General features: G+C 72.8%; 21 protein-coding genes. 11 read left to right on the plus strand and 10 right to left on the minus strand.

The features are described 5' to 3' along the window. Positions 1–79 precede the first annotated feature (79 nt). The 4 genes from QIS99_RS18125 to QIS99_RS18140 all read right to left on the minus strand — a co-directional run bounded on the left by QIS99_RS18125 (position 80) and on the right by QIS99_RS18140 (position 3,060). Entirely contained in the window at positions 80–835 is a 756-nt protein-coding gene (locus tag QIS99_RS18125; RefSeq protein WP_282514550.1) for an SDR family oxidoreductase, read from the minus strand. Between the two features lie 48 nt (positions 836–883). After that, the gene (gene fabG / locus QIS99_RS18130; RefSeq protein WP_282514551.1) at positions 884–1,645 is read right to left on the minus strand and encodes a 3-oxoacyl-ACP reductase FabG; all 762 of its coding nucleotides are present in this window, start codon (positions 1,643–1,645) and stop codon (positions 884–886) included. 174 nt (positions 1,646–1,819) lie between these two features. Then, on the minus strand, positions 1,820–2,212 hold the full coding sequence (locus QIS99_RS18135; RefSeq protein WP_282514553.1) for a DUF3037 domain-containing protein: 393 nt from the start codon (positions 2,210–2,212) through the stop codon (positions 1,820–1,822). Beyond that, entirely contained in the window at positions 2,209–3,060 is an 852-nt protein-coding gene (locus QIS99_RS18140; RefSeq protein WP_282514555.1) for a HipA family kinase, read from the minus strand. The genes QIS99_RS18135 and QIS99_RS18140 overlap by 4 nt, the downstream gene beginning before the upstream one ends. 208 nt (positions 3,061–3,268) lie before the next feature. Here QIS99_RS18140 and QIS99_RS18145 point away from each other — a divergent pair, with 208 nt between their 5' ends. The 5 genes from QIS99_RS18145 (at position 3,269) to QIS99_RS18165 (ending at position 10,526) form a co-directional block, all read left to right on the plus strand. Next, entirely contained in the window at positions 3,269–4,204 is a 936-nt protein-coding gene (locus QIS99_RS18145; RefSeq protein WP_282514557.1) for a hypothetical protein, read from the plus strand. 647 nt (positions 4,205–4,851) lie between these two features. Continuing rightward, positions 4,852–6,006: an oxygenase MpaB family protein gene (locus tag QIS99_RS18150; RefSeq protein WP_282514558.1), complete on the plus strand. Its 1,155-nt coding sequence runs from the start codon at positions 4,852–4,854 to the stop codon at positions 6,004–6,006. 313 nt (positions 6,007–6,319) lie between these two features. Continuing rightward, entirely contained in the window at positions 6,320–7,495 is a 1,176-nt protein-coding gene (locus QIS99_RS18155; RefSeq protein WP_282514560.1) for an NADH:flavin oxidoreductase, read from the plus strand. A gap of 5 nt (positions 7,496–7,500) precedes the next feature. Next, complete coding sequence (locus tag QIS99_RS18160) at positions 7,501–9,870, plus strand: prolyl oligopeptidase family serine peptidase (protein WP_282514562.1); 2,370 nt, start codon at positions 7,501–7,503, stop codon at positions 9,868–9,870. A gap of 152 nt (positions 9,871–10,022) precedes the next feature. Then, complete coding sequence (locus tag QIS99_RS18165; RefSeq protein WP_282514563.1) at positions 10,023–10,526, plus strand: Rieske (2Fe-2S) protein; 504 nt, start codon at positions 10,023–10,025, stop codon at positions 10,524–10,526. Positions 10,527–10,631: 105 nt separating this feature from the next. Here the strand turns inward: QIS99_RS18165 and QIS99_RS18170 are convergent, their stop codons facing one another. Continuing rightward, positions 10,632–11,279, minus strand: coding sequence for an isochorismatase family protein (locus QIS99_RS18170; RefSeq protein WP_282514564.1), 648 nt, complete (start codon positions 11,277–11,279; stop codon positions 10,632–10,634). Between the two features lie 137 nt (positions 11,280–11,416). On the opposite strand from QIS99_RS18170, the gene QIS99_RS18175 reads away from it, so the two are divergent. After that, positions 11,417–11,887: a pyridoxamine 5'-phosphate oxidase family protein gene (locus QIS99_RS18175; protein ID WP_282514565.1), complete on the plus strand. Its 471-nt coding sequence runs from the start codon at positions 11,417–11,419 to the stop codon at positions 11,885–11,887. Positions 11,888–11,913: 26 nt separating this feature from the next. On the opposite strand, the gene QIS99_RS18180 is transcribed toward QIS99_RS18175, so the two are convergent. Beyond that, positions 11,914–12,816: a LysR family transcriptional regulator gene (locus QIS99_RS18180; protein WP_282514566.1), complete on the minus strand. Its 903-nt coding sequence runs from the start codon at positions 12,814–12,816 to the stop codon at positions 11,914–11,916. Between the two features lie 74 nt (positions 12,817–12,890). Between QIS99_RS18180 and QIS99_RS18185 the strand changes: the two genes are divergently transcribed. Further along, positions 12,891–13,871 (plus strand): DMT family transporter, encoded by a 981-nt coding sequence (locus QIS99_RS18185; protein WP_408909577.1) that lies wholly within the window; start codon positions 12,891–12,893, stop codon positions 13,869–13,871. A 13-nt stretch (positions 13,872–13,884) separates the two neighbouring features. Here the strand turns inward: QIS99_RS18185 and QIS99_RS18190 are convergent, their stop codons facing one another. Then, positions 13,885–15,216 (minus strand): aminotransferase class I/II-fold pyridoxal phosphate-dependent enzyme, encoded by a 1,332-nt coding sequence (locus tag QIS99_RS18190; protein ID WP_282514568.1) that lies wholly within the window; start codon positions 15,214–15,216, stop codon positions 13,885–13,887. A gap of 23 nt (positions 15,217–15,239) precedes the next feature. Here QIS99_RS18190 and QIS99_RS18195 point away from each other — a divergent pair, with 23 nt between their 5' ends. Continuing rightward, the gene (locus QIS99_RS18195) at positions 15,240–15,923 is read left to right on the plus strand and encodes a pyridoxamine 5'-phosphate oxidase family protein (RefSeq protein ID WP_408909578.1); all 684 of its coding nucleotides are present in this window, start codon (positions 15,240–15,242) and stop codon (positions 15,921–15,923) included. A 112-nt stretch (positions 15,924–16,035) separates the two neighbouring features. Here the strand turns inward: QIS99_RS18195 and QIS99_RS18200 are convergent, their stop codons facing one another. After that, positions 16,036–17,085, minus strand: coding sequence for an EamA family transporter (locus QIS99_RS18200; protein ID WP_408909579.1), 1,050 nt, complete (start codon positions 17,083–17,085; stop codon positions 16,036–16,038). 97 nt (positions 17,086–17,182) lie between these two features. After that, the gene (locus tag QIS99_RS18205) at positions 17,183–17,728 is read right to left on the minus strand and encodes a Clp protease N-terminal domain-containing protein (protein ID WP_408909583.1); all 546 of its coding nucleotides are present in this window, start codon (positions 17,726–17,728) and stop codon (positions 17,183–17,185) included. A gap of 424 nt (positions 17,729–18,152) precedes the next feature. On the opposite strand from QIS99_RS18205, the gene QIS99_RS18210 reads away from it, so the two are divergent. Together QIS99_RS18210 and QIS99_RS18215 are read left to right on the plus strand one after the other, a co-directional pair. Further along, on the plus strand, positions 18,153–18,359 hold the full coding sequence (locus QIS99_RS18210) for a hypothetical protein (RefSeq protein WP_282514601.1): 207 nt from the start codon (positions 18,153–18,155) through the stop codon (positions 18,357–18,359). A 96-nt stretch (positions 18,360–18,455) separates the two neighbouring features. Beyond that, positions 18,456–18,884, plus strand: a complete 429-nt coding sequence (locus QIS99_RS18215; protein WP_282514572.1) for a type II toxin-antitoxin system Rv0910 family toxin — start codon at positions 18,456–18,458, stop codon at positions 18,882–18,884. 125 nt (positions 18,885–19,009) lie between these two features. Here the strand turns inward: QIS99_RS18215 and QIS99_RS18220 are convergent, their stop codons facing one another. After that, positions 19,010–19,621: a PadR family transcriptional regulator gene (locus QIS99_RS18220; protein ID WP_282514574.1), complete on the minus strand. Its 612-nt coding sequence runs from the start codon at positions 19,619–19,621 to the stop codon at positions 19,010–19,012. 313 nt (positions 19,622–19,934) lie between these two features. Here QIS99_RS18220 and QIS99_RS18225 point away from each other — a divergent pair, with 313 nt between their 5' ends. Further along, on the plus strand, positions 19,935–20,558 hold the full coding sequence (locus tag QIS99_RS18225; protein ID WP_282514576.1) for a DinB family protein: 624 nt from the start codon (positions 19,935–19,937) through the stop codon (positions 20,556–20,558). Positions 20,559–20,622 lie beyond the last annotated feature (64 nt).

Raw genomic sequence — 20,622 nt, forward strand, 5'->3', positions numbered from 1 at the left:
AGGGCACTTGATGTACCGGAAAACGCCATTCATCCGTTACGTACGTCTACGTACCGGTTTGACCGTATTCTCGGCAGGCTCAGCCGACGCCCGCATTGAGGAAGATGCCGCCGTCCACGACGAGCGTCTGCCCGGTCACCCAGTCCGACTGGTCGGAGGTGAGGAAGGCCGCGGCGCCGCCGATGTCGGCGGGCACGCCGAGCCGGCCGAGCGGGTAGGCGGCGACGGCCTCCTCCTCGCGGCCCTCGTACAACGGCTTGGCGAACTTCGTCTTCACCACGGCCGGCGCGATGGCGTTGACCCGCACCTTGGGCGCGAACTCGTGCGCCAGCTGCAGGGTCAGGTTGACCATCGCGGCCTTGCTCATGCCGTACGCGCCGACGAACGGCGAGGCGGAGATGCCCGCGACGGAGGCGATGTTGACGATCGCGCCGCCGTTCTCGGACTGCCAGGCCCTCCAGGTCTGCTGGGCGAAGCCGAGCGCCGAGATCACGTTGGTCTCGAAGACCTTGCGCGCGACGTTCAGGTCCATGTCGGCCATCGGCCCGAACACCGGGTTCGTACCGGCGTTGTTGATCAGGAAGTCGACCCGGCCGAAGGCCTCCATGGCGCGTTCCACGGCGACGGCCTGGTGGGCCTCGTCGTGGGCCTTGCCGGCGACGCCGATGACCCGGTCGGCACCGAGCTTCTCGACGGCCTCCTTGAGGGCGTCCTCGTTGCGTCCCGTGATGCAGACCCGGTCGCCGCGGGCGACGAGCGCCTCGGCGATGCCGTATCCGATGCCGCGGCTCGCGCCGGTGACGAGGGCCGCACGGCCGCTGTCCTGCACGGTCATGTTCTGTGTCCTTTACGTCCCGTGTGCGTCTGTCGGGGTGCGGCCGGGTCAGTTGAGGGGGCCGCCGGCGACGTACATGACCTGGCCGGAGACAAAGCCCGCGGCGTCGCCGGTGAAGAAGGCGATGGCGTTGGCGATGTCATCGGGGCGGCCGACGCGCTGGACCGGGATCTGGGTGGCGGCCGCGGCCTGGAAGTCCTCGAAGCCCATGCCGACGCGCTCTGCGGTGGCCTTGGTCATCTCGGTGACGATGAAGCCGGGGGCGACGGAGTTCGCGGTGATGCCGAACTTGCCGAGCTCCTTGGCGAGGGTCTTGGTGAAGCCCTGCAGACCGGCCTTGGCCGCCGAGTAGTTGACCTGGCCGCGGTTGCCGAGCGCGGAGGAGCTGGACAGGTTGACGATCCGGCCGAAGCCCGCGTCCACCATGTGCTTCTGGCAGGCCTTCGACATCAGGAAGGCGCCGCGCAGGTGCACGTTCATGACCGTGTCCCAGTCGGAGGCGCTCATCTTGAAGAGCAGGTTGTCGCGGAGCACGCCCGCGTTGTTGACCAGGACCGTGGGAGCGCCCAGCTCGTCCGCGATCCGGGCCACGGCGGCCTCGACCTGCGCCTCGTCGGAGACGTCGCAGCCGACCGCGATCGCCTTGCCACCGTCGGCCTGGATCTGCTCGACGGTGTCCTTGCAGGCGGCCTCGTCGAGGTCGATGACGGCGACGGCGCGGCCTTCGGCGGCCAGCCGGATCGCGGTGGCGGCGCCGATGCCGCGCGCGGCTCCGGTGACTACGGCGACGCGCTGCTCGGTGGTGGACATGCTGGTTCTCCCTCGCCCTTGGAATGCGGCTCTCGCGGTGCGCCGGCCGGGACGGCCCGTACGGGTGAGCGACCGCTTAGTACTACGCAGACGTGACGCTAGAAGCCCTGGCACCCGGTGTCAACGGCCGGTCGGGTGCCAGGGCTTCCTGAGGTACGGGGTACGGCCTCGGGCTCAGCGCACGAGGAGGTCCAGAAGCCGCTCCACCTCGGCCTCCGGGTCGGCCGTCAGGCCGGTGTGCACGGGGCCCGGCTGGACGACCGTGGAGCGCGGTGCGATCAGCCAGCGGAAGCGCCGTCCGGCGTCGTCCCTGGCCGCCTGGCCCGCGTCCGCGCCACCCCGGCAGACGCCCTCGACGGCGCGCAGCGCGGCCCGCACGCCCGCGACGTCGGCGGCCGGGTCGAGCGCGGTCAGCTTGCGCTCGTCGAGGTGGGTGCGGGCGGCCACGAAGGACTGTGCGCGGCAGTAGACCACCACGCCCGCGTTGAACTGCTCGCCGCGCTCCACGCGGGGGACGACGCGCAGCAGCGCGTACTCGAACACGTCACGACCGTTGCGCTCGCTCACTGGCCCGCGCCCTTCTTGTCCTTGGTGGGGTGCGGCCAGGGGGCGAGGTGGTCGGTGAGCCACCCCGGTGCGTTGGACTGCTTGCGCTCCACGCGCGGGCCGAGGGTGATCCGCTCGGCGAGGCCCTGCACGCGCGCGTGCAGGACGTCGACGTACGCGCGGCGCAGCTCGTCCGGAGTCTCGAAGCCGGGCTCGTCGACCAGCCACTCGTCGGGGACGTCGGCGGCGACCTCGGTGAGGAGTTCCTCCGTCACGCGCGGGGCGAGTTCGGCGGCGGCCGCGGCGAGGTCCGGGCCGAAGGGCGCCAGCGCGTGGTCGGAGGCGTCGTACGGCTTCGCGGCGGCGGCCTGGGCGGTGCGCCAGTTGTGGTGCCAGATCATGCTCGCGCCGTGGTCGATCAGCCACAGGTCGCCGTGCCACACCAGCATGTTCGGGTTCCGCCAGGACCGGTCGACGTTGTTGACCAGCGCGTCGAACCAGACCACGCGGCCCGCCTCTTCGGCGCTCACCTCGTACGCGAGCGGATCGAAGCCGAGGGAGCCCGGCAGGTAGTCCATGCCGAGGTTGAGGCCACCGCTGGCCTTGAGCAGCTCCTGCACCTCCTGGTCGGGCTCGCCGAGGCCGATCACGGGGTCGAGCTGGATCTGCACGAGGTCGGGCACGCGCAACCCGAGCCGCCGGGCCAGCTGCCCGCAGACGACCTCCGCGACGAGCGTCTTGCGGCCCTGTCCGGCGCCGGTGAACTTCGTGACGTACGTCCCGAGATCGTCCGCCTCGACGATCCCGGGGAGCGAGCCGCCCTCACGCAAGGGCGTGACGTAGCGGGTGGCTGTGACTTCGGTCAGCATCTCGCCAGGCTATACGGCGCTCTGAACTCAGGAATCGCCGCTTCCCCCGGCATTCGGCGCGCACGTCGGCCGATCCCCGCGCGGCCTCTTGCCCGCGTCCGCGGTGATCACTACGGTCCCGCCAGGGAACCTGTCTACGCGCGTCACCCCCACCCCCGCTCTCTCTCCTCCCCGCTCCCTCCTCCCCGCCCCACACGAGAGGCCGCCCATGCAGCCGCACCACAAACTCCTGCTCCTCGCCGTCGCGGCAACCCCCCTCGCCCTGTCGGCGGCTCCCGCCCAGGCGGGCGCCGAACCCGTCGTCGCGTGGCGGCAGGTCGGTGATGACGCGCAGACCGGAATCAGCGGTCTGGCCCTGACGGCCGGACCGGCCGACCGGATCGGGGCGCTCGTCGTACGGGACAACAAGAAGCCGGGCGAGAGCAGGATCGGCCAACTCGCCTACGAGAGGGGCGAGTCGGGAGCGGCGTCCGTCACCCCGGTCGTCTGGCAGGGGCCGGAGCCGGTCGACCTGGAGGCCGTGGAGGCGGTGCCCGGGACCCCCGGCGAGTACGTCGCGCTGGCCAGTCGGGGCCTCGTCTACCATCTCCGCGCCACACCCGGCAGCGTGCGGGTTCTGGACGTGTCTCCGCTGCCCGGCATCGAAGAAGGCGCCGACTTCGAGGGTTTCGCGCTCACCTCGCAACCGGGCGGGACGGTCGCGGTCTGGGCCGACCGGGGCGCGGGGGCGGACCGTCCGGCGACGGTCTTCGCCGCGCCCTTCTCCTTCGACGCGTACGGGGCGGCATCCTTCGGGGCCGTGCAACGGGAGAGCTTCCGGGCGACGGCGCCGCAGGGCGAGGTGCGGCACGTCTCGGACATCGCCCTCACCGGCACCGGCCGGATCCTGGTGAGTTCGGCGTCGGACGCGGGGGACGACGGGCCCTTCGCGTCCGCGGTGAGCGAGGCGGGCAGGGTCTCCGTCGACGCGGCGGGCTCGCCCGTACGGCTGCGCCTCTCGGACTCCCCGACCGTCCTCGGCACGTTCGAGGAGCACAAGATCGAGGCGCTGGAGTGCCTCCCGGACAGCCCCGAGGCGGTTCTCGGCACGGATGACGAGAACCTGGGCGGATTCGTCACTTCCGCGCCTCTCTGCGGGAGTTGACGGCCCGCCCCAGGGACTGCAGGGCCGGTCCGGGGGTCTCCAGGGCCGGTCCGGGTTCTCCAGGGCGGGTCCGGGTTCTCCGGGGCGGGTCCGGGCGGGGCCTCCAGCGCGGGCCGGGGTCTCCGGGGGGTGTCCGGGCAGGGCCTCCAGCGCGAGGCCGGGCGGCGGCGGAGGCCTGCCGTCGCGGTCAAGGGCGGCGAACGCCTCCGCCGGCTCCTGCCCATGCCGAAACCGCCTGCTGGGAGCGCACGCGCTCGTCCGGGCTCACGGCGCCGCCCCCGTCGCCGTCCACCAGGGCGAAGTGCGCATCCACGGACGGCCGGGCCAGATCGCCGATCGCGCCCTGCTCGTACACCCGGGGCAGCGCACCCGCGGGTCCTTCCTCGTTCGATGGCTGTTCGCATCAGCAAGCAAGGACACCGGCGACCGGGGTCTGATCCGACACTCGCCGCCGTGATGCACCTGCCGCCAGGCAGTCGCCTTCCCGTAGTTGACACCGCCCATGCAACCCGAATGGCCGATGGAAGTCGCCGTTCACTCCAGCGAAGATCATGCCCATCGCGGCTGGACCGAGCCGCGCGGCCGGTCGGCCTCCCTCCGCCGTTCCGGCCCGTTCGCCGTGCTCACCGAACCGATGGGAGATCCCCGTGACTTTGACCGCAGACAACGTCAAGAGCGAGATGGAGGCCGCGAACCAGGCCGGTGATCCGTCCGCCGACGCCCTCGTGTCGGACCTGATCGACAGCGAGCAGGTCGACGGCGTCAACGGCCTGTTCCGTACGATCGGCACGCTCAAGCCGCACCAGGACCTCTCCCAACTCCCCGCGCCGCTCGCCGAGTTCCTGCGTGAGGCCGCCCAGGAGCCGCCGGACTGGACCGAGGCGGACGCCGCGGCGGCGGAGGGCTTCTTCGACCACCACCACGGCGTGGTCTCCATGCTTCAGGGCACCGTCGGACTCATCGGCACCTACCTCTCGCCGACCGGGGCGTTCACCCTGCGCTCCACCGGCCGCCTCGGCGGTGTCGAAGGACCGGGGCGCCGGCTGTCGCAGTCCTCGCGGCTCTTCGTCGACATGGGCAACCGCGGCGCGCTGCGCGACGGCAGCCTCGCCGCGACCGTGACCAAGGTCCGCCTGGTCCACGCCTCGGTGCGGCAGTTGCACAAGAAGAGCGGCACGTGGGACTACGCGAAGTGGGGTGAGCCGGTGTCGCAGAAGTACACCACCGGCGCCGCCTGCGTGTTCAGCGTGCAGATCCTGGAGGCGATGAAGAACCTCGGCCTCACGGTCTCCCGCGAGGACGCCCACGGGTTCCTGTGCGCCTGGCACTACGTAGACCACTACCTCGGCACCCAGGAGAAGTGGCTCCTGCCGAAGGACGTCGACGAGGTCACGCGGGCGTGGCAGTCGGAACGGGAGCGGGAGTGGGCGAAGACGGACGACGGTGTGTTCATGACCGCGCAGGCCGTCGAGTTCTACAAGAGGTTCCTGCCGCCGGGCATCCACGACGCGTTCGTCGCGATGATCCGCGTCGCGCTCACCGACCGGTACGCCGACATGGCGGGCCTGCCGCACACCGTCCTGGCCGAAGCGGGCAAACCCCTGGCCGCGGCGCACGGCGCGTTCAGCAGCACGGTCGGCGGTCTGTTCGGCGGCACCGCGAAGAAGGCCGTCGGCGTCAACCCGTACGACGACGTCATCGGCATCGCCTCCAAGGCCTACAACGAGGTCCAGCGGTACGCGCTCACCCACGACCAGGACGACCAGCCGCAGATGCACCAGGAACTCCACGACAACCGCTGACCGGCCCGAGGTCCGGCGCCCGCCCCCCTTGCCCGTAAGGACCCCACGGCGTACGGACCCACGGCGTAAGCACCACGACGCAGGAAGGGAGCGCGGTCCGGGGCTCCGTCCGCTGCGCGGGCTCAGGACCGCGGCACTGCGACCGGTCGCGGCCATGGGACCGGTCACGGCCATGGGACCGGTCACGGCCATGGGACCGGTCACGGCCATGGGACCGGTCACGGCCATGGGACCGGTCGCGGCCATGGCAATCGTCGGCCGGAACCGGTACAGATGGCGCGGTCAGGCCAACCCTTCACCCGCAGGAGGTCGCATGACTGGCCAGCCCGTTCCCGACGTGCTGTCGCCGGGGCGTATCGGTCCGTTGGAGCTCCGGAACCGCACCATCAAGGCCGCGACCTTCGAGGGGCGGAGCGACGGCGGGCTCGTCACCGACGCGCTCGTCGCGTTCCACCGGGAGGTGGCGGCCGGTGGGGTCGGCATGACGACCGTCGCCTACTGTGCCGTCGCTCCCGAGGGGCGCACGCAGTACGACCAGATCTGGATGCGGCCCGAGGCCGTGCCCGGGCTGCGGCGGCTGACGGAGGCCGTGCACGCCGAGGGGGCGGCGGTGTCGGCGCAGCTCGGGCACGCCGGGCCGGTCGCGAACCCGCGGTCCAACCGGATGGCCGCGCTCGGGCCGAGCCGGCGGTTCAATCAGCTCGGCGGGCAGCTGACCCGCGCCGCCACCGAGGACGACATCGACCGCATCGCCCGGGCCCACGGCACCGCCGCCCGGCTGGCCGTGGAGTGCGGGTTCGACGCGGTCGAGGTGCACCTCGGCCACAACTACTTCGCCAGCTCGTTCCTCAGCCCGCGGATCAACCGACGCCGGGACGCGTACGGCGGTTCGCTGGAGAACCGCGCGAAGGTGGCCCGCGCCGCGGTCCGCGCCGTCCGGGACGCGGTGGGTGACCGGATCGCGATCCTGGCGAAGTTCAACATGGACGACGGGGTCGGCGGCGGCCTCTGGCTGGACGAGGCGCTGCACGTCGCCCGCTGGATCGAGGCGGACGGCAGCGTCGACGCGCTGGAGCTGACCGTCGGCAGCTCGCTGCTCAACCCGATGTACCTGTTCAAGGGGCGGGCCCCGGTAAGGGACTTCGCGGCCGTGCTGCCGCAGCCGCAACGCCTCGGGGCGCGGCTCCTCGGCGGGCGCTTCCTGCGCGAGTACCCGTACCGCGACGCGTTCCTCCTCGACGAGGCCCGCCAGTTCCGGGCCGCCCTCGGCCTTCCGCTGGTCCTGCTCGGCGGCATCTGCGACCGGGCGTCCATGGACCTGGCGATGGCGGAGGGGTTCCAGTTCGTCGCGATGGCCCGCGCGCTCCTGCGGGAGCCGCACTTCGTCGACCGCGTACGGAGAGAGGGCGCGGCGGCGCGCTCGCTGTGCGTGCACTGCAACAAGTGCATGCCGACCAATTTCTCCGGTACGCGCTGCGTGCTGGTGTGAGTGAGATGGAATCAGCCGCCACGGAGAAGCCGGACTTTCCGAGGCAGTTCGCGCGTACGCGACGGTTCACGCTCGGGGCGCCGTGCGCCTTCACCGTCGCGCCGGACGGGACCCGCGTGCTGTTCCTGCGGTCGACCAGCGGCACCGACCCGGTGAGCCGGCTGTGGGTGCACGAGGACGGGGCGGAGCGGGTGCTCGCCGACCCGATGGTGCTCAACGGGGAGGGCCCGGTGCCCGAGGAGGAGCGGGTACGGCGGGAGCGGGCCAGGGAGTCGTCGGACGGCATCGTGGCGTACGCCTGCGACCGGCACGCGCGCGTGGTGGCGTTTTCGCTCGGCGGCGCCCTGTGGGTGGTGACGCCCGGGGGCTCTCTGCCGCAGCGCGTGCCGACGGCCGGGCCGGTGGTCGACCCGCGGCCGTCGCCGGACGGCTCCCGGATCGCGTACGTCTCGCGGGGCGCGCTGCGCGTGGTGGAAATCGACGGTGCGGGCGACCGGGCGCTGGCCGTGCCGGAGTCCGCCGACGTGACGTACGGGCTCGCCGACCACACGGCGGCCGAGTCGATCGGCCGGCACCGGGGGTACTGGTGGGCGCCGGACGGTACGGCGCTGCTCGTCGCGCGCGTGGACCACGGTCCCGTGCAGCTCTGGTACCAGTCGGACCCGGCGCGTCCGGAGCGGCCGCCGCGGGCGTTCCGGTACCCGGCGGCGGGCACCGCCAACGCCGTGACGACGCTGCGTGTGCTGCCGCTGTCCGGCGAGCCGGTGCGGGTGCGGCTGCCCGCCGCCGCGGACGCCGAGGGGCGGCCGGCGGGCGAGTGGACGGACCCGGCCTTCGAGTACGTCACCGGGGTCGCGTGGGACGCGCACGGCCCGCTGGCCGCCGTCCTCACCCGCGACCAGCGCACGGAGTACGTCTGCGCGCTCGACCCGCACACGGGCGCCGCTGAGGTGCTGCACCGACGGCACGACGCGCACTGGGTGACCGCCCTGCCCGGCACGCCCGCGCGCACCGCGTCCGGCGCCCTGATCGTGCACCGCGCGGTGGGCGACGCGGACGGCCTGGAGGTCGACGGGGCCGCCGTGACACCCCGGGGGCTGCATGTACGCGAGGTGCTCGGCACGGTCGGCGAGCGGGTGCTGTGCGCGGCGAGCGAGGACCCGGAGGAGACCCATGTGTGGTCGTACGAGGCGGGCCGGGGGTGCGAGCGGATCAGCGAGGGCCCCGGCCTGCACACCGCCGTGCCCGGCCCCGGCACGCTGCTGGTCCTGCAGACCCGGACACCGGACGGCGACACGGTACGGCTGATGCGCGAGGACAGGTTCCACGGGGACCGGCTCCGCGAGGACCGGCTCCGCGAGGACCGGCTCCGCGCGGGCGTGCGGCGCGAGGAACCGCCGCGCGAGGACGTGCCCCGCGAGGACCCGCCCCGCGAAAACCCACCGCGCGCGGGCGTGCCGCGCGTGGACCCGCCGCGCGCGGGCGTGCATCACGCGGGCGTCCAGGTGGGGCGGATCGAGTCGGTCGCGGCGCGTCCCGTGGTGCGGCACGCGCCCGTGCAACTCCGGCTCAGCAAGCGGGAGTTGCGCGGGCGGCTGTTCCTGCCGAGGGGGTACGAGCCCGGCTGCGGGCGGCTTCCGGTGCTGCTCAGCCCGTACTCGGGGCCCGGCGTGCAGCTCGTCGTGCGGGCGCCCAGCTGGCCGTCGGCCGTGTGCCAGTGGTTCGCCGACCAGGGCTTCGCGGTCCTCGTCACGGACGGGCGGGGCACTCCCGGGCGCGGCAGGGCGTGGGAACGGGCCGTCCACGGGGACCAGTTGACGCCCGTCCTCGACGACCAGGTGGACGCGCTGCACGCGGCGGCGGAGCGGCACCCGTACCTCGACCTCGGCCGGGTGGCGATCCGCGGCTGGTCGTTCGGCGGCTATCTGGCCGCCGGGGCGGTGCTGTTGCGGCCGGACGTGTTCCATGCGGCTGTCGCGGGTGCGGCCACGGCCGACCAGCGGCTGTACGACACGTACTGGAAGGAGCGCTTCCTGGGACACCCGGGCGTGCGGCCCGACCTCTACGATGCCGCCTCACTCCCCACGCATGCTCACCGCCTCACGCGCCCCCTGCTGCTCGTCCATGGCCTCGCCGACGACAATGTGGTGGTCGCACACATGCTGCGGTTTTCGGCGGCGCTGCTCGCGGCCGGCCGCCCGCATGCGGTGCTCCCGCTGGCCACGGCGACGCACGGCGCGAACGGCGAGGGCGTGGCCGACATGCTGCTGCGGCACGAGCTCGCGTTCCTGCGGACGTCGTTGAACGCAAGGGTCACATCGGCGGGGCGACCCGTGCGTCCGCTGGATTTCACGGCGCGGGCATTGGAACGTTGAACCACATCGGCGTTGAACGACACCGGGGAGTGCGTCGTACACCTCGTCAGAGCCCGGTCGACGGGCCGCTCCCCCGGCGTGCGCCCCGCGCCGGCCGCCCGTACCGGATCCGCGCAACGCCCCGTACCGCACACCCCGCAATGGAGGATGGCATGGCCGCATCGCAGGACACCCCTCGCCTGGACCCCGCCCGGCGCACCGTCGTGGCAGCCGTGGGCGCCGCAGGGCTCGCCGCAGCCGTGACGGCGTGCGGCGGTTCGGACGACTCCGGACCCGGCTCCGAGGAGACCCCCACCGGGGGCGCGGACACGGGCGCTCCCACCGACGGCGCGACGGAGGAGACGGGCGGCGACACCGGCGGCTCGGGCGGCGCCCCGCTCGCCAAGACCTCCGACATCCCCGAAGGCGGCGGCAAGATCTTCAAGGACGAGACGGTCGTCGTCACCCAGCCGACCGCCGGCGACTTCAAGGCCTTCTCGGCCACCTGCACGCACCAGGGCTGTGTCGTACGGAGCGTCTCGGGCGGCACCATCAACTGCGCGTGCCACGGCAGCAAGTTCGCGGTGGCGGACGGCAGCGTGGCGAACGGCCCGGCGACCCGCCCGCTGCCCAGCGCGAAGATCGAGGTCTCGGGCGACGAGATCCGGCTGGCCTGACGGGCCTGCGGGACGGACGCGGGAGAGGCCCCGTCGGACCTCTCCCGCCCCACCCGCCCCTTCACACCCCCTGGCCCCCTGGCCCCCTGGCCCCCTGGCATCCCTCTAGCGCTCCGCTTGAGGCTCCCGTTTCCAAGTCCTCAGCACGTCCTCCGTGGCCGTGACCGTCGCGACGAGCGACAGCGTGTTGCGGATCATCACAGGCGTGTAATCGGACGGCACCCCCGCGATCGCATCGGCCGGCACGACCGCCGTGTAGCCCAGGTTGACCGCGTCGAACACCGCGTTGGGGATGGCCACGTTGGTCGAGACGCCGGTGACGACCAGGGTGCGGCAGCCGAGGTTGCGCAGCAGCGGGTCGACGTCGGTGCCCGCGACCGGCGAGAGCCCGTGCAGCCGCCGTACGACGAAATCCTCCTCGGCGACCTCGATCGGCGGCGCCACCCGCACCGCGCGCGTACCGGACAACTGCTGCACCGGCAGCCGCTCCGCCGCGCGGAAGAGCCGGGCGTTGCGCCCCGCGCCCCGGCCGTCGGGGCGCCGCTCCGCCACCGCGTGCAGCACCTGGACGGAGGCGGCGTGCGCGGCCGCGACCAGGCGCGCGACGTTGCCGAGCGCCCCTGACTCCCGGGCCTCGCGGGCGAGTTCGGGCAGCGCGCTGTCCTCGCCGACGACACCCTGCTGGCACTCGACGGTGAGCAGCGCGGTGGTGGCGGGGTCGAGCAGTTCGGCGAGCTGTGCGCTGGACGGCATGGTTCCCCCTGTCGCTGGCCTCGGATGCGGCGGAGGGTAGCCCCCATTGCGTACCGGTGGAAGAGCGTTCATGATTTCCTGATGCATAGTCAGTTGTGGGGTCACGGCTGGCTTCCGGCGAGAGGGAGGACGGACCCATGGCCGGTACGCAGCGCAGGGGCCGCAAGATCATGATGACGCCGGACGAGCGTGACGCGTTCCTCGCGGAGCAGCGCACCTGCCGGGTCGCGACGGTCGCGGCGGACGGCGCCCCGCACGCCGGCACGCTCTGGTTCGCCTGGGACGGATCGGCGCTGTGGCTGTACTCGATCACCCGCAGCAAGCGCTGGTCCGACCTGCGCCACGACCCGCGCATCGCGGTGGTGGTCGACGCGGGCGAGGAGTACGGGGAGCTGCGCGGGGTGGAGCTGTCCGGCAGCGTCGAGTTCGTGGGCGAGGCGCCGCGCACGGGTGAGCCGTGTCCCGAACTGGCCGTTCCGGAGAAGCTGTTCGCCCGGAAGCTGTTCGGCATGGACGTGATGCCGCACGACGGCCGCCACGCTTGGGTCCGCCTCGCGCCGGATTCGATCGTGTCCTGGGACTTCCGCAAGCTGACCGCACTGAGGTGAGCCCATAGCCGGCGGCGGCCCGCCACCTAAGCGATCGATTCCCCCGCCTCCTTGAGGGCCGTGACCGCCGCGCGGATCGACGGTCTTCGGTCGGCGTCCGCGCGCCACACCGCGTACACATGACGCCGCACGCCCTGCCGCACCGGCACCACGCTCACCCCCTCCGGCAGCAGGCCGCGCCCCAGGCGCGGGGTGATGCACACGCCCAGTCCGGCGGCGACGAAGGCGAGTTGGGTGTGGTGCTCCTCGGCGAAGTGCCGGACCCGCGGCTCTATGTCCTTGGCGCGCAGGGTGTAGAGCAGCCAGTCCGCGCAGTACGCGCCATCGGGCCAGGAGATCCAGTCCTCGCCGGCCAGCTCCTCCAGGGCGATCTCCGCGCGGGTGGCGAGCGGGTGCCGCGCAGGCAGCACCACGTCCGCCGGGTCGTCGAGCAGCGGGGCCTTCGCCAGGCCGTCGGGCACCGGCAGCGGCTTGTTGTACCAGTCGAGCACCACCGCCAGGTCCAGGTCCCCGCGGACCACCGCCGCTGCGCCCTCCTCCGGCTCCAACTCCCTTGATCTGACCCGCAGTCCGGGGTGCTCCTGGCGCAGCGCCACCAGGGCCGCGGGGAACAGCCCGCGCGCGGCGGTGGGGAACGCGGCGATCCGCAGCTCGCCGACGGCCCGGCCGAGCTGCGCCTCCAGGTCCGACTGGGCCAGCTCGACCTGCGACAGGATCCGGCCCGCGTGGTCCGCGAGGAGCTGCCCGGCGTCGGTGAGGCGGATGCCGCGGCCGTTCTTGGCGAGCAGCTGCTGGCCCACCTCGCGCTCCAGCTTGGTCATCTGCTGCGAGACGGCCGAGGTCGTCACATGGAGCCCGGCGGCGGCCTTGCTCACCGAGCCGTGCCGGGCCAGGGCGTCGAGGGTGCGCAGGCGCTCCAGATTCAACATGTAAGCAATACTACGCAGTCCCACTGACAAATTCTCGCTTGTTCTACGAAATTGCTTCGGTCATCGTGAGAGGCATGGCTTCCGTCACCACGCGCCGCACCACCTCCCGCACCGCTCCCCCTCCCCCTCCCCCACCGGCCTCCGCGCCGGCCGAAGGGCGCACCCGTCCCGCCCTGGACTGGCGCATCCGTTTCGCCGCGCTCACTCTGGTGTGGGGTTTCAGCTTCCTGCTCATCAAGGTGGGTACGCAGGGCTTCGCGCCGTTCCAAGTCACGTTCGGGCGGCTGCTGTTCGGGAGCGCGGTGCTCGGGGTGGCGCTCGCGGTCAAGCGGGAGCGGCTGCCTCGCGGGCTGCGGACCTGGGGCCATCTGGCCGTGGCGGGGCTGCTCCTGAACGCCCTGCCGTTCTCCCTGTTCGCCTACGCGGAACTGACCATCCCGTCGACGCTGGCGGGCATCTGCAACGCCACCTCACCGCTGTGGGGCATGATCCTGTCGCTCGTCGCGCTCTCCGAGGACCGGCCGACGCGGCGCCGGGTGGCGGGGCTCGGGCTCGGCTTCCTCGGGGTGCTCACGGTGCTCGGCGCCTGGCAGGGCTTCAGCGGCCTGGACGTGCGGGGCACGGCGCTGGCACTGCTGGCCTCCCTGAGCTACCCGGTCGGCTGGATCTACGTCCGCCGCACGCTCGCGGGGAACCCGCACTCGAACCTGTCCCTCACGGGCGGCCAGCTGCTCCTCGCCACGGCCCAACTGGCCGTCGTCACCCCACTGTTCACGTCCCTCCCGGCCCGCCTGCCGCTTGTCCCGCTGCTCGCGGTCGCCGCGCTCGGCGCCCTGGGGACTGGGCTCGCCGTGCTGCTGCAGTTCGGCCTTGTCTCCGAGGTGGGGCCGACGACGGCCCAGATGGTCACGTACTTCATCCCGGTGATCGCGACCGCCGCGGGCGTCGCCCTGCTCGGCGAGCCGCTGACGTGGTCCACGCCGGTGGGTGCGCTGATCGTCATCGCGGGCGCGGCGCTGACGCAGTCGCGGGCGCGCCGGTCAGCACGCCGCTGAGGCAGGCGCGCCGTCACCCGTAACGGCGCGCCTGCCCCCCGCCCACCGCCGCCGCCACCGCGTCGGCCACCGTACCGATCTCGTCCGGAGCGAGGGCCGAGACCGTGATCCGTACGCCGGGGCCGGCGTTCATCCGGAAACGGGCGCCCGGGGCGACCGCCCAGCCCGCGTGCAGCAGCCGGGCGACGGCGCCGGTCTCGTCGGCGACCGGGACCCAGACGTTCATGCCCGTACGACCGTGCGCCGCGACGCCCCGCTCGGCCAGGGCCGCGATCAGCGCCTCCCGCCTGCGCCCGTAGGAATCCGCCACCACGCGCGCGTGCACGGCCTTGTCCGACCACAGCCGCGTCACCGCGTACTGCAGCACCCTGCTGACCCATCCCGGCCCGAGCCGCTGCCTGCCGCGCACCCGGTCGAGGGTGACGGGGTCCCCGGTGAGCACCGCGAGGCGCAGGTCGGGGCCGTACGCCTTCGCCGTGGAGCGCACCACCGCCCAGCGCTCGGTGACTCCGGCGAGGGGGTGCAGGGGGACGTCGACGATGTGGTGGCCGTGGTCGTCCTCGACCAGCAGGACCTGCGGGTGGTCCGCGAGCACGGAACGCAGCGCACGCGCGCGTGCCGCACTGACCGCCGCGCCGGTCGGGTTCTGCGCCCGGTCGGTGACGACGAGCGCGCGGACGCCACCCCGCAGGGCCCGCTCCACCTCGTCGGGCAGCGGCCCCTCGTCGTCCACCCCGACGGGCACCGCGCGCAGGCCGAGCGCGGGCACGAGGTCCAGGAGGCTGCCCCAGCCCGGGTCCTCCACGGCGACCGCGTCACCCGGCTTGAGGTGGGCGTCGAGCACGCGCTCGATGGCGTCGAGGGAGCCCGAGGTGACGGCGATCGGCCCGTCCGGCACGCCGTCGGCGTCGAAGAGCGCCCGCGCGGCGCGCGCCAGTTCGGGCTCCACCGCAGGGTCCCCGTACAGCACCGGCTGCCGGTCGGCGCGCTCGCCGGCCGCGGCAAGGACGCCGGCCAGGGAGGGCAGCAGGGCGGTGTCGGGGTTGCCGGAGGACACGTCGCGCGCGCCCTCCGGGACGTCCACGCCGATCGCGTCACGCGCGGAGCTGGCCGGGCGGGACCGCACCCGGCTGCCCCGGCGCCCGGCGGTCTCGATCACCCCGCGCTCGCGCAGCGTGCGGTACGCGGCCGCGACCGTATTGGGATTGACGCCCAGCTCGCCCGCCAACTCCCGCATCGGTGGCAGTAGTTGGCCCGGCTCCAGCATGCCGTCGGCGATGCCGCGCTCCACACTGGCCGCGATGTCGGCTGCGCGCCGCCCCGAAATTCGATACTCTCCTAGCACAAACCTGATTATGCACTAGTGCAATGGAGATCGCAATGTCCGTGCAGCCAGCGCCCGCCGCGTATGCCCCGACCGACCGCACCGTGCCGACCCGCGCCCGCGATCGCGCCGCGTACGACCGGGAGTCGGTGCACTCGATACTCGACGCCGGCTACCTGTGCCATCTGGGTTTCGTGCGCGACGGCGCGCCGGTCGTCCTGCCCACCCTGTACGGGCGGGTGGGCGAGCGCCTCTATGTGCACGGTTCCACCGGCTCGCGCCCGCTGCGCGAGGCCGGGCGGCAGGATCCGGGGCTTCCGGTGTGCCTGACGGTCACGCATGTGGACGGTCTGGTCCTTGCCCGTTCGGCCTTCCACCACTCGATCAACTACCGCTCCGTGGTGGTGCACGGCACCGCCCACCCGGTGACGGACCCGGAGGAGAAGCGCAGCGCCCTGGACGCGTTCGTGGACCACGTGGTCCCGGGACGGGCCGCCGACTCGCGTCCGGCCGACGCGAAGGAACTGGCCGCCACCGCGGTGCTGAGCCTCGACCTGAACGAGGTCTCGGCGAAGGCGCGCACGGGCGGCCCCAACGACGACCCCGAGGACCAGGAGCTGCCGTACTGGAGCGGCGTCCTGCCCGTCGCCCGGGCATACGGGGCGCCGGTCCCGGCGGACGACCTGGCGCCGGGGGTGGCGGTGCCGGACTACCTGAGGGCGCTCTGACGGGCGCACGGCGTTGCGGCCCGGCCGTGTCGCCCACGGCCGGGCCCGCGGTGCGGCAGTCGTTACGCGGTCGTGCGCGAGGGGGCGTTACGTGGTCGTGCGCGAGGGGGCGTTACGCGGTGGTGCGCGAGGGCGACAACTCGCCCTCCCTGTCCGGCATTCCGCCCGCCACCGGCTCGGCGGCGGCCTTGGCCGGGGTGCTGCTCTGCGCGATGAACGCGCCGACCAGGACCATCGTGCCGCCGATGACCTGCGGCGCGGACAGGTGCTCGCCGAGCAGGATCCACGCGAAGACGGTCGCGATGACCGCCTCCAGGCAGGAGACGACTCCCGCGACCTGCGGCGAGAGCCGTCGTACGGCCATCACCCCGGCCCCGTACGCCAGCACGGTCGCGATCAGCACGATCCAGCCGAGCAGCAGCAGACCGGGTACGGACGTCCCGTCCATGTCGGCCCGGCCGCTCAGGACCGACCAGTCCATGGTCCAGGGGCGCGACACGGCGGTGAGGACGACGGCGCCGATGAGCAGCCCGTACGCGATGACGCCGAGCGGGTTCGGGGCCTCCTCGCCGGCGTCGCTGCCGTGGTCGCCGAGGATGAAGTAGCCGGCCTGGCAGACGGCGGCGCCCAGGCCGAGGAGCACGCCGAGCACGTCGAAGCGCATGCCCGCCCACACCTCGACGACGCAGGCCAGGCCGCCGACGGCGAGGACGACGCCGAGCGCGGCGGCGCGGGTGACGGGCCGCCGCTGCACGAACCGGATCCAGCCGAGCACCAGCGCGGGCCCGAGGTACTCGATGAGCAGCGCGACACCGACGGGGATGCGGGAGATCGCCACGAAGTAGCAGGTCTGCACACCCGCGACGGCAAGCAGTCCGAAGCCGGCGAGCAGCGCGGGCCGCCGCGTCAGGAGCGACCGGTGCCGCCAGGCGAGCGGCAGCATGATCAGGGCGGCGCCGGCGATCCGCAGCCATACGACGTGCAGCGGGTCGAGCCCGGCCTCGATCAGCGGTTTGGCCGCGACACCGGAACCGCCGAACGCGAACGCCGAGACGAGCGCGAGACCGAGCCCGGCGCCACGGCCGGCCCCCGTCCCCCGGCCGCCCCGAACTCCCGGTCCTGCCGGGTTCCCCTGGATCTCCTGAGACGTAGACACCGGCACATCATGACAGTCGCGTAATGAGCGTCACCAGTGTTGCGCCTGACATCTCACTGCGCGAGACCGGCAGTCGGCGTCGCGCCGGGTGAGGGCGGCGCGATCAGTCGGCCGCCGCCGTCACCGCCGCGACCAGCGCCGCCGGGTCGACCCCCGCGCGCCCGAGCACTTCCACGGCCCGGCACTCCGGGTCCTGGGCGAGGGTGACGAGCAGGTCGACCCCGCCGACCTGACGGGCTCCGCGCGCCCCGGCCCGTACGAGCGCCGCCTCCATGGCGCCGGCGGCGGCCGGGGACCAGCCCGCGGCCTCTCGTACGACCGGCATCGCGCCGGAGTCCTCGACCGCGCCCTGCCACTGCAGCCCGTACCCGATGCTGCGCTGGACGAGATAGCCGAGGAGGCGGGCGACCTGGCCGCCGTCGAAGAGGGCGCTCACCGCCGGGTCGGTCTCAAGCAGCGAGTGCAGCAGGTGTGCGGTGTCGATGTGCCGGTCCCCGTCCCGGAGCGCACGTCTGCGCGCGCCTGCGACGACAGACGTCAGCTCGACGCTGAGCCGGTCGTCGGCGGCGGTACGGGTCGGGCCGGACTCCGCGGCCGGGGGCGAGCTATGCACAACCCCCACCCCATCAGCCGCGATCGGCCGTAGCATCCCCGCCGGGAAGCATTTTCGCGTCCGACACAGGTTGGGCATGCATGTGCGGGTTCTCCTCCTTACGGATGAGATCCGACCGTTCTGCCCGAAGGGGCGCGCGCCGTCTTGCTTCGCTCCCCCTGCGCAACCATGTCCCACCCCCACACGTCCCACAGGAGAGCCCCACCAGATCCACACCTGACACCGCACCTCCGGGACCACTCACGCACCACGGCGAAGGAAGCCCCACATGCCCTCCGGCCCGCACTGCACCCCCCGCAGTGCGCCGAGCCATGCGCATGAGTACGGGTACGAGTACGGGTACGAGTACGGGCACGAGTACGACTACGAGCACAGCTACGACTACCCGTGCGACGAGTACGACCAGTACGCGGAGTTCTCCGACCCCGACGAGGACACCGAGGAGTACGGCTGCTGGCTGGTGGCCCTGGCGGCCGTCGACGGCAGGAGCTACGTCTACCGCGTGTACGCGCCGCCGGACGCACTCCTGGGGGACCTTTTCTGGGAGGCCTGGCACTGCCACGACGAGGGGCCGCACGCGCGCGCGTACGACGTGTTCGACACCGCGGCGATACGCCGCATAGGCAACCTGCACCAGAACAATGGGGCCACCGGAACCGGATTCTGACGGCCCGTCAGTCTTGAAACTTCCCCACCCTGCCGCTACGTTCCGCGACACACCGGCTGCGCCCGCCGCAGCGCCCGACGAGAGAGGTGGTCGCACATGGCCGAAGTCACCGCCGAAGCACGCATCGAGGCGCCCGCCGAGAAGGTCTGGGCGAAGCTCACGGACTTCTCCGTCTACGGCGAGTGGAGCACGACCCACACCGGCTTCCCGAAGGGGGCGCCGACCTCGCTCGAACAGGGCGGCACGTTCGAGGAGAACATGAAGCTGATGGGCTTCCCGGCCGAAGTCACGTGGACCGTCGACGAGCTGGACCCCGGCCGCACGCTCTCCATCCGCGGCAAGGGCCCGATGGGCGTGAACGTCGGCACGCGCTACTCGCTGACGCCGGACGGCGACGGCACGAAGGTGCGGATCGACGGCGAATTCACCGGCGCGGCGGTCACGTTGATGGCCGGGAAGCTCAAGGACTCGGCGTCGGCCGCACTCGACGAGTCGCTGCGCAAGCTGACGGCTCTGGTGGTCTGAGTCCGACACGAGACGGCGCGGCGGCGCCCTCCCTACGGGGTGGGCGCCGCCGCGCCGACCGGCCAGCCGTCCAGGGCGCCACTCTTCAGTCCTCGTCAGTCCTCGTCAGTCCTCGTCAGTCCTCGTCAGTCCTCGTCGGCCAGGATGAGATACAGCTTCTTCCGGGCCTCGTTGACGACCGCGAGGGCCTTCTGCCGCTGCTCGGCCGAGCCCGTCTTCCAGACCTGGCCGAAGGCCTCCATCAGCCCGAAACCGGCCTGCCGGATCTCGTTGACCGTCTCCCAGTCGACGCCGCGGCCGGCGTCCTCCCAAGGGGCCTCGGGCCCTTCGGCGGCAGCTTCCGTACCGGCCTCGGTGAGCGCGAACAGCTTCTTGCCGCCCTCGCTCTCGCTGGCGATCAGGCCCTCGTCCTCCAGGAGTTGGAGCGTCGGGTAGACCGAACCGGGGCTGGGCTTCCACGCCCCGCCGCTGCGTTCGGCGATCTCCTGGATCATCTCGTACCCGTGCATCGGCCGGTCCTTCAGGAGCGCCAGGATCGACGCGCGTACGTCTCCACGCCGGGCCCTGCCGCGCCCGCCCCCTCGACCGCGACCGCCCCAGGGGCCGCCGGGTCCGCCGAATCCGGGCCCGAAGGGCCCGAAGGCCGACCTCCGCCCCTCGAACTCACCGCAGCCCCCGGGGCCGCGACCGTGTCCATGACCGCGTCCGGGCCCAGGCCCGTGTCCGTGCGAACGCATGGGAACCACTTCCTCTTCATGTCTGTACGTCTGTACGTCTCTGTACGTCGGGTTTTCCTCGCTTCGATCCACTGCGACGTGCGCATCACGAATCCAGCGGGACCATTGATCCATTGATCCATCACGTCTCTATCGCGATGGTTCGACGATATATCGGAAGCGTTCGAATGGCAAGGGGAGCTCCGCTGCATGAGGCTGAGGAGGTCGGGAGCGACCCACTCCCTGCCGAACCCGACCTGTGCTGCCCGCACGTCGGACCGAGGACCCGGCCCGGCCGGCCAGGCGCCCACCGCTCCTCCGGCAGACTGGCCGCATGACTGCAACGGACCCGACAGCGCCCTTCAAGGACGACCTGCGCTTCTACCTCCAGTCCGCCCGCGACGCGCTGCTGTGGAAGCTCGAAGGGCTCTCCGAGTACGACGCCCGCCGCCCCCTCACGCCGACCGGCACGAACCTCCTCGGACTCGTCAAGCACGCCGCGAGCGTCGAACTCGGCTATCTCGGCGACACGTTCGGCAGGCCGTCCGGCGAACCGCTCCCCTGGGTCGCCGAGGACGCCGAGGCCAACGCGGACATGTGGGCCACCGCCGGCCAGTCGCGGGACTTCGTGGTCGGGCTCTACCACCGGGCCTGGGCACACGCGGACGCGACGCTCGCGGCGCTGCCCCTGGACACCGTCGGCAGGGTGCCGTGGTGGCCGAGCGACCGGGCCGAGGTGACGCTGCACCACGCCGTCACCCGCGTCGTCGCCGACACCCAGCGGCACGCCGGGCACGCCGACATCCTGCGCGAACTCCTCGACGGGTCCGTCGGGTTGAACGAGGGCAAGGACAACATTCCGCCGGGCGACGCCCGTTGGTGGGAGGAGTACCGCGAACGCCTGGAGCGCACGGCCCGGGAGGCCGAAGAGCGGTCGTCGGCGCAGCGCTCGCCGTGAGGGTGCCGCATGCGCGGCGGAGCGATTGTCAGCCCCCTCCCCTACGGTCGACAGCGTGACCGAC

This window comes from Streptomyces solicavernae (assembly GCF_029968095.1).
GTDB lineage: Bacteria > Actinomycetota > Actinomycetes > Streptomycetales > Streptomycetaceae > Streptomyces > Streptomyces solicavernae.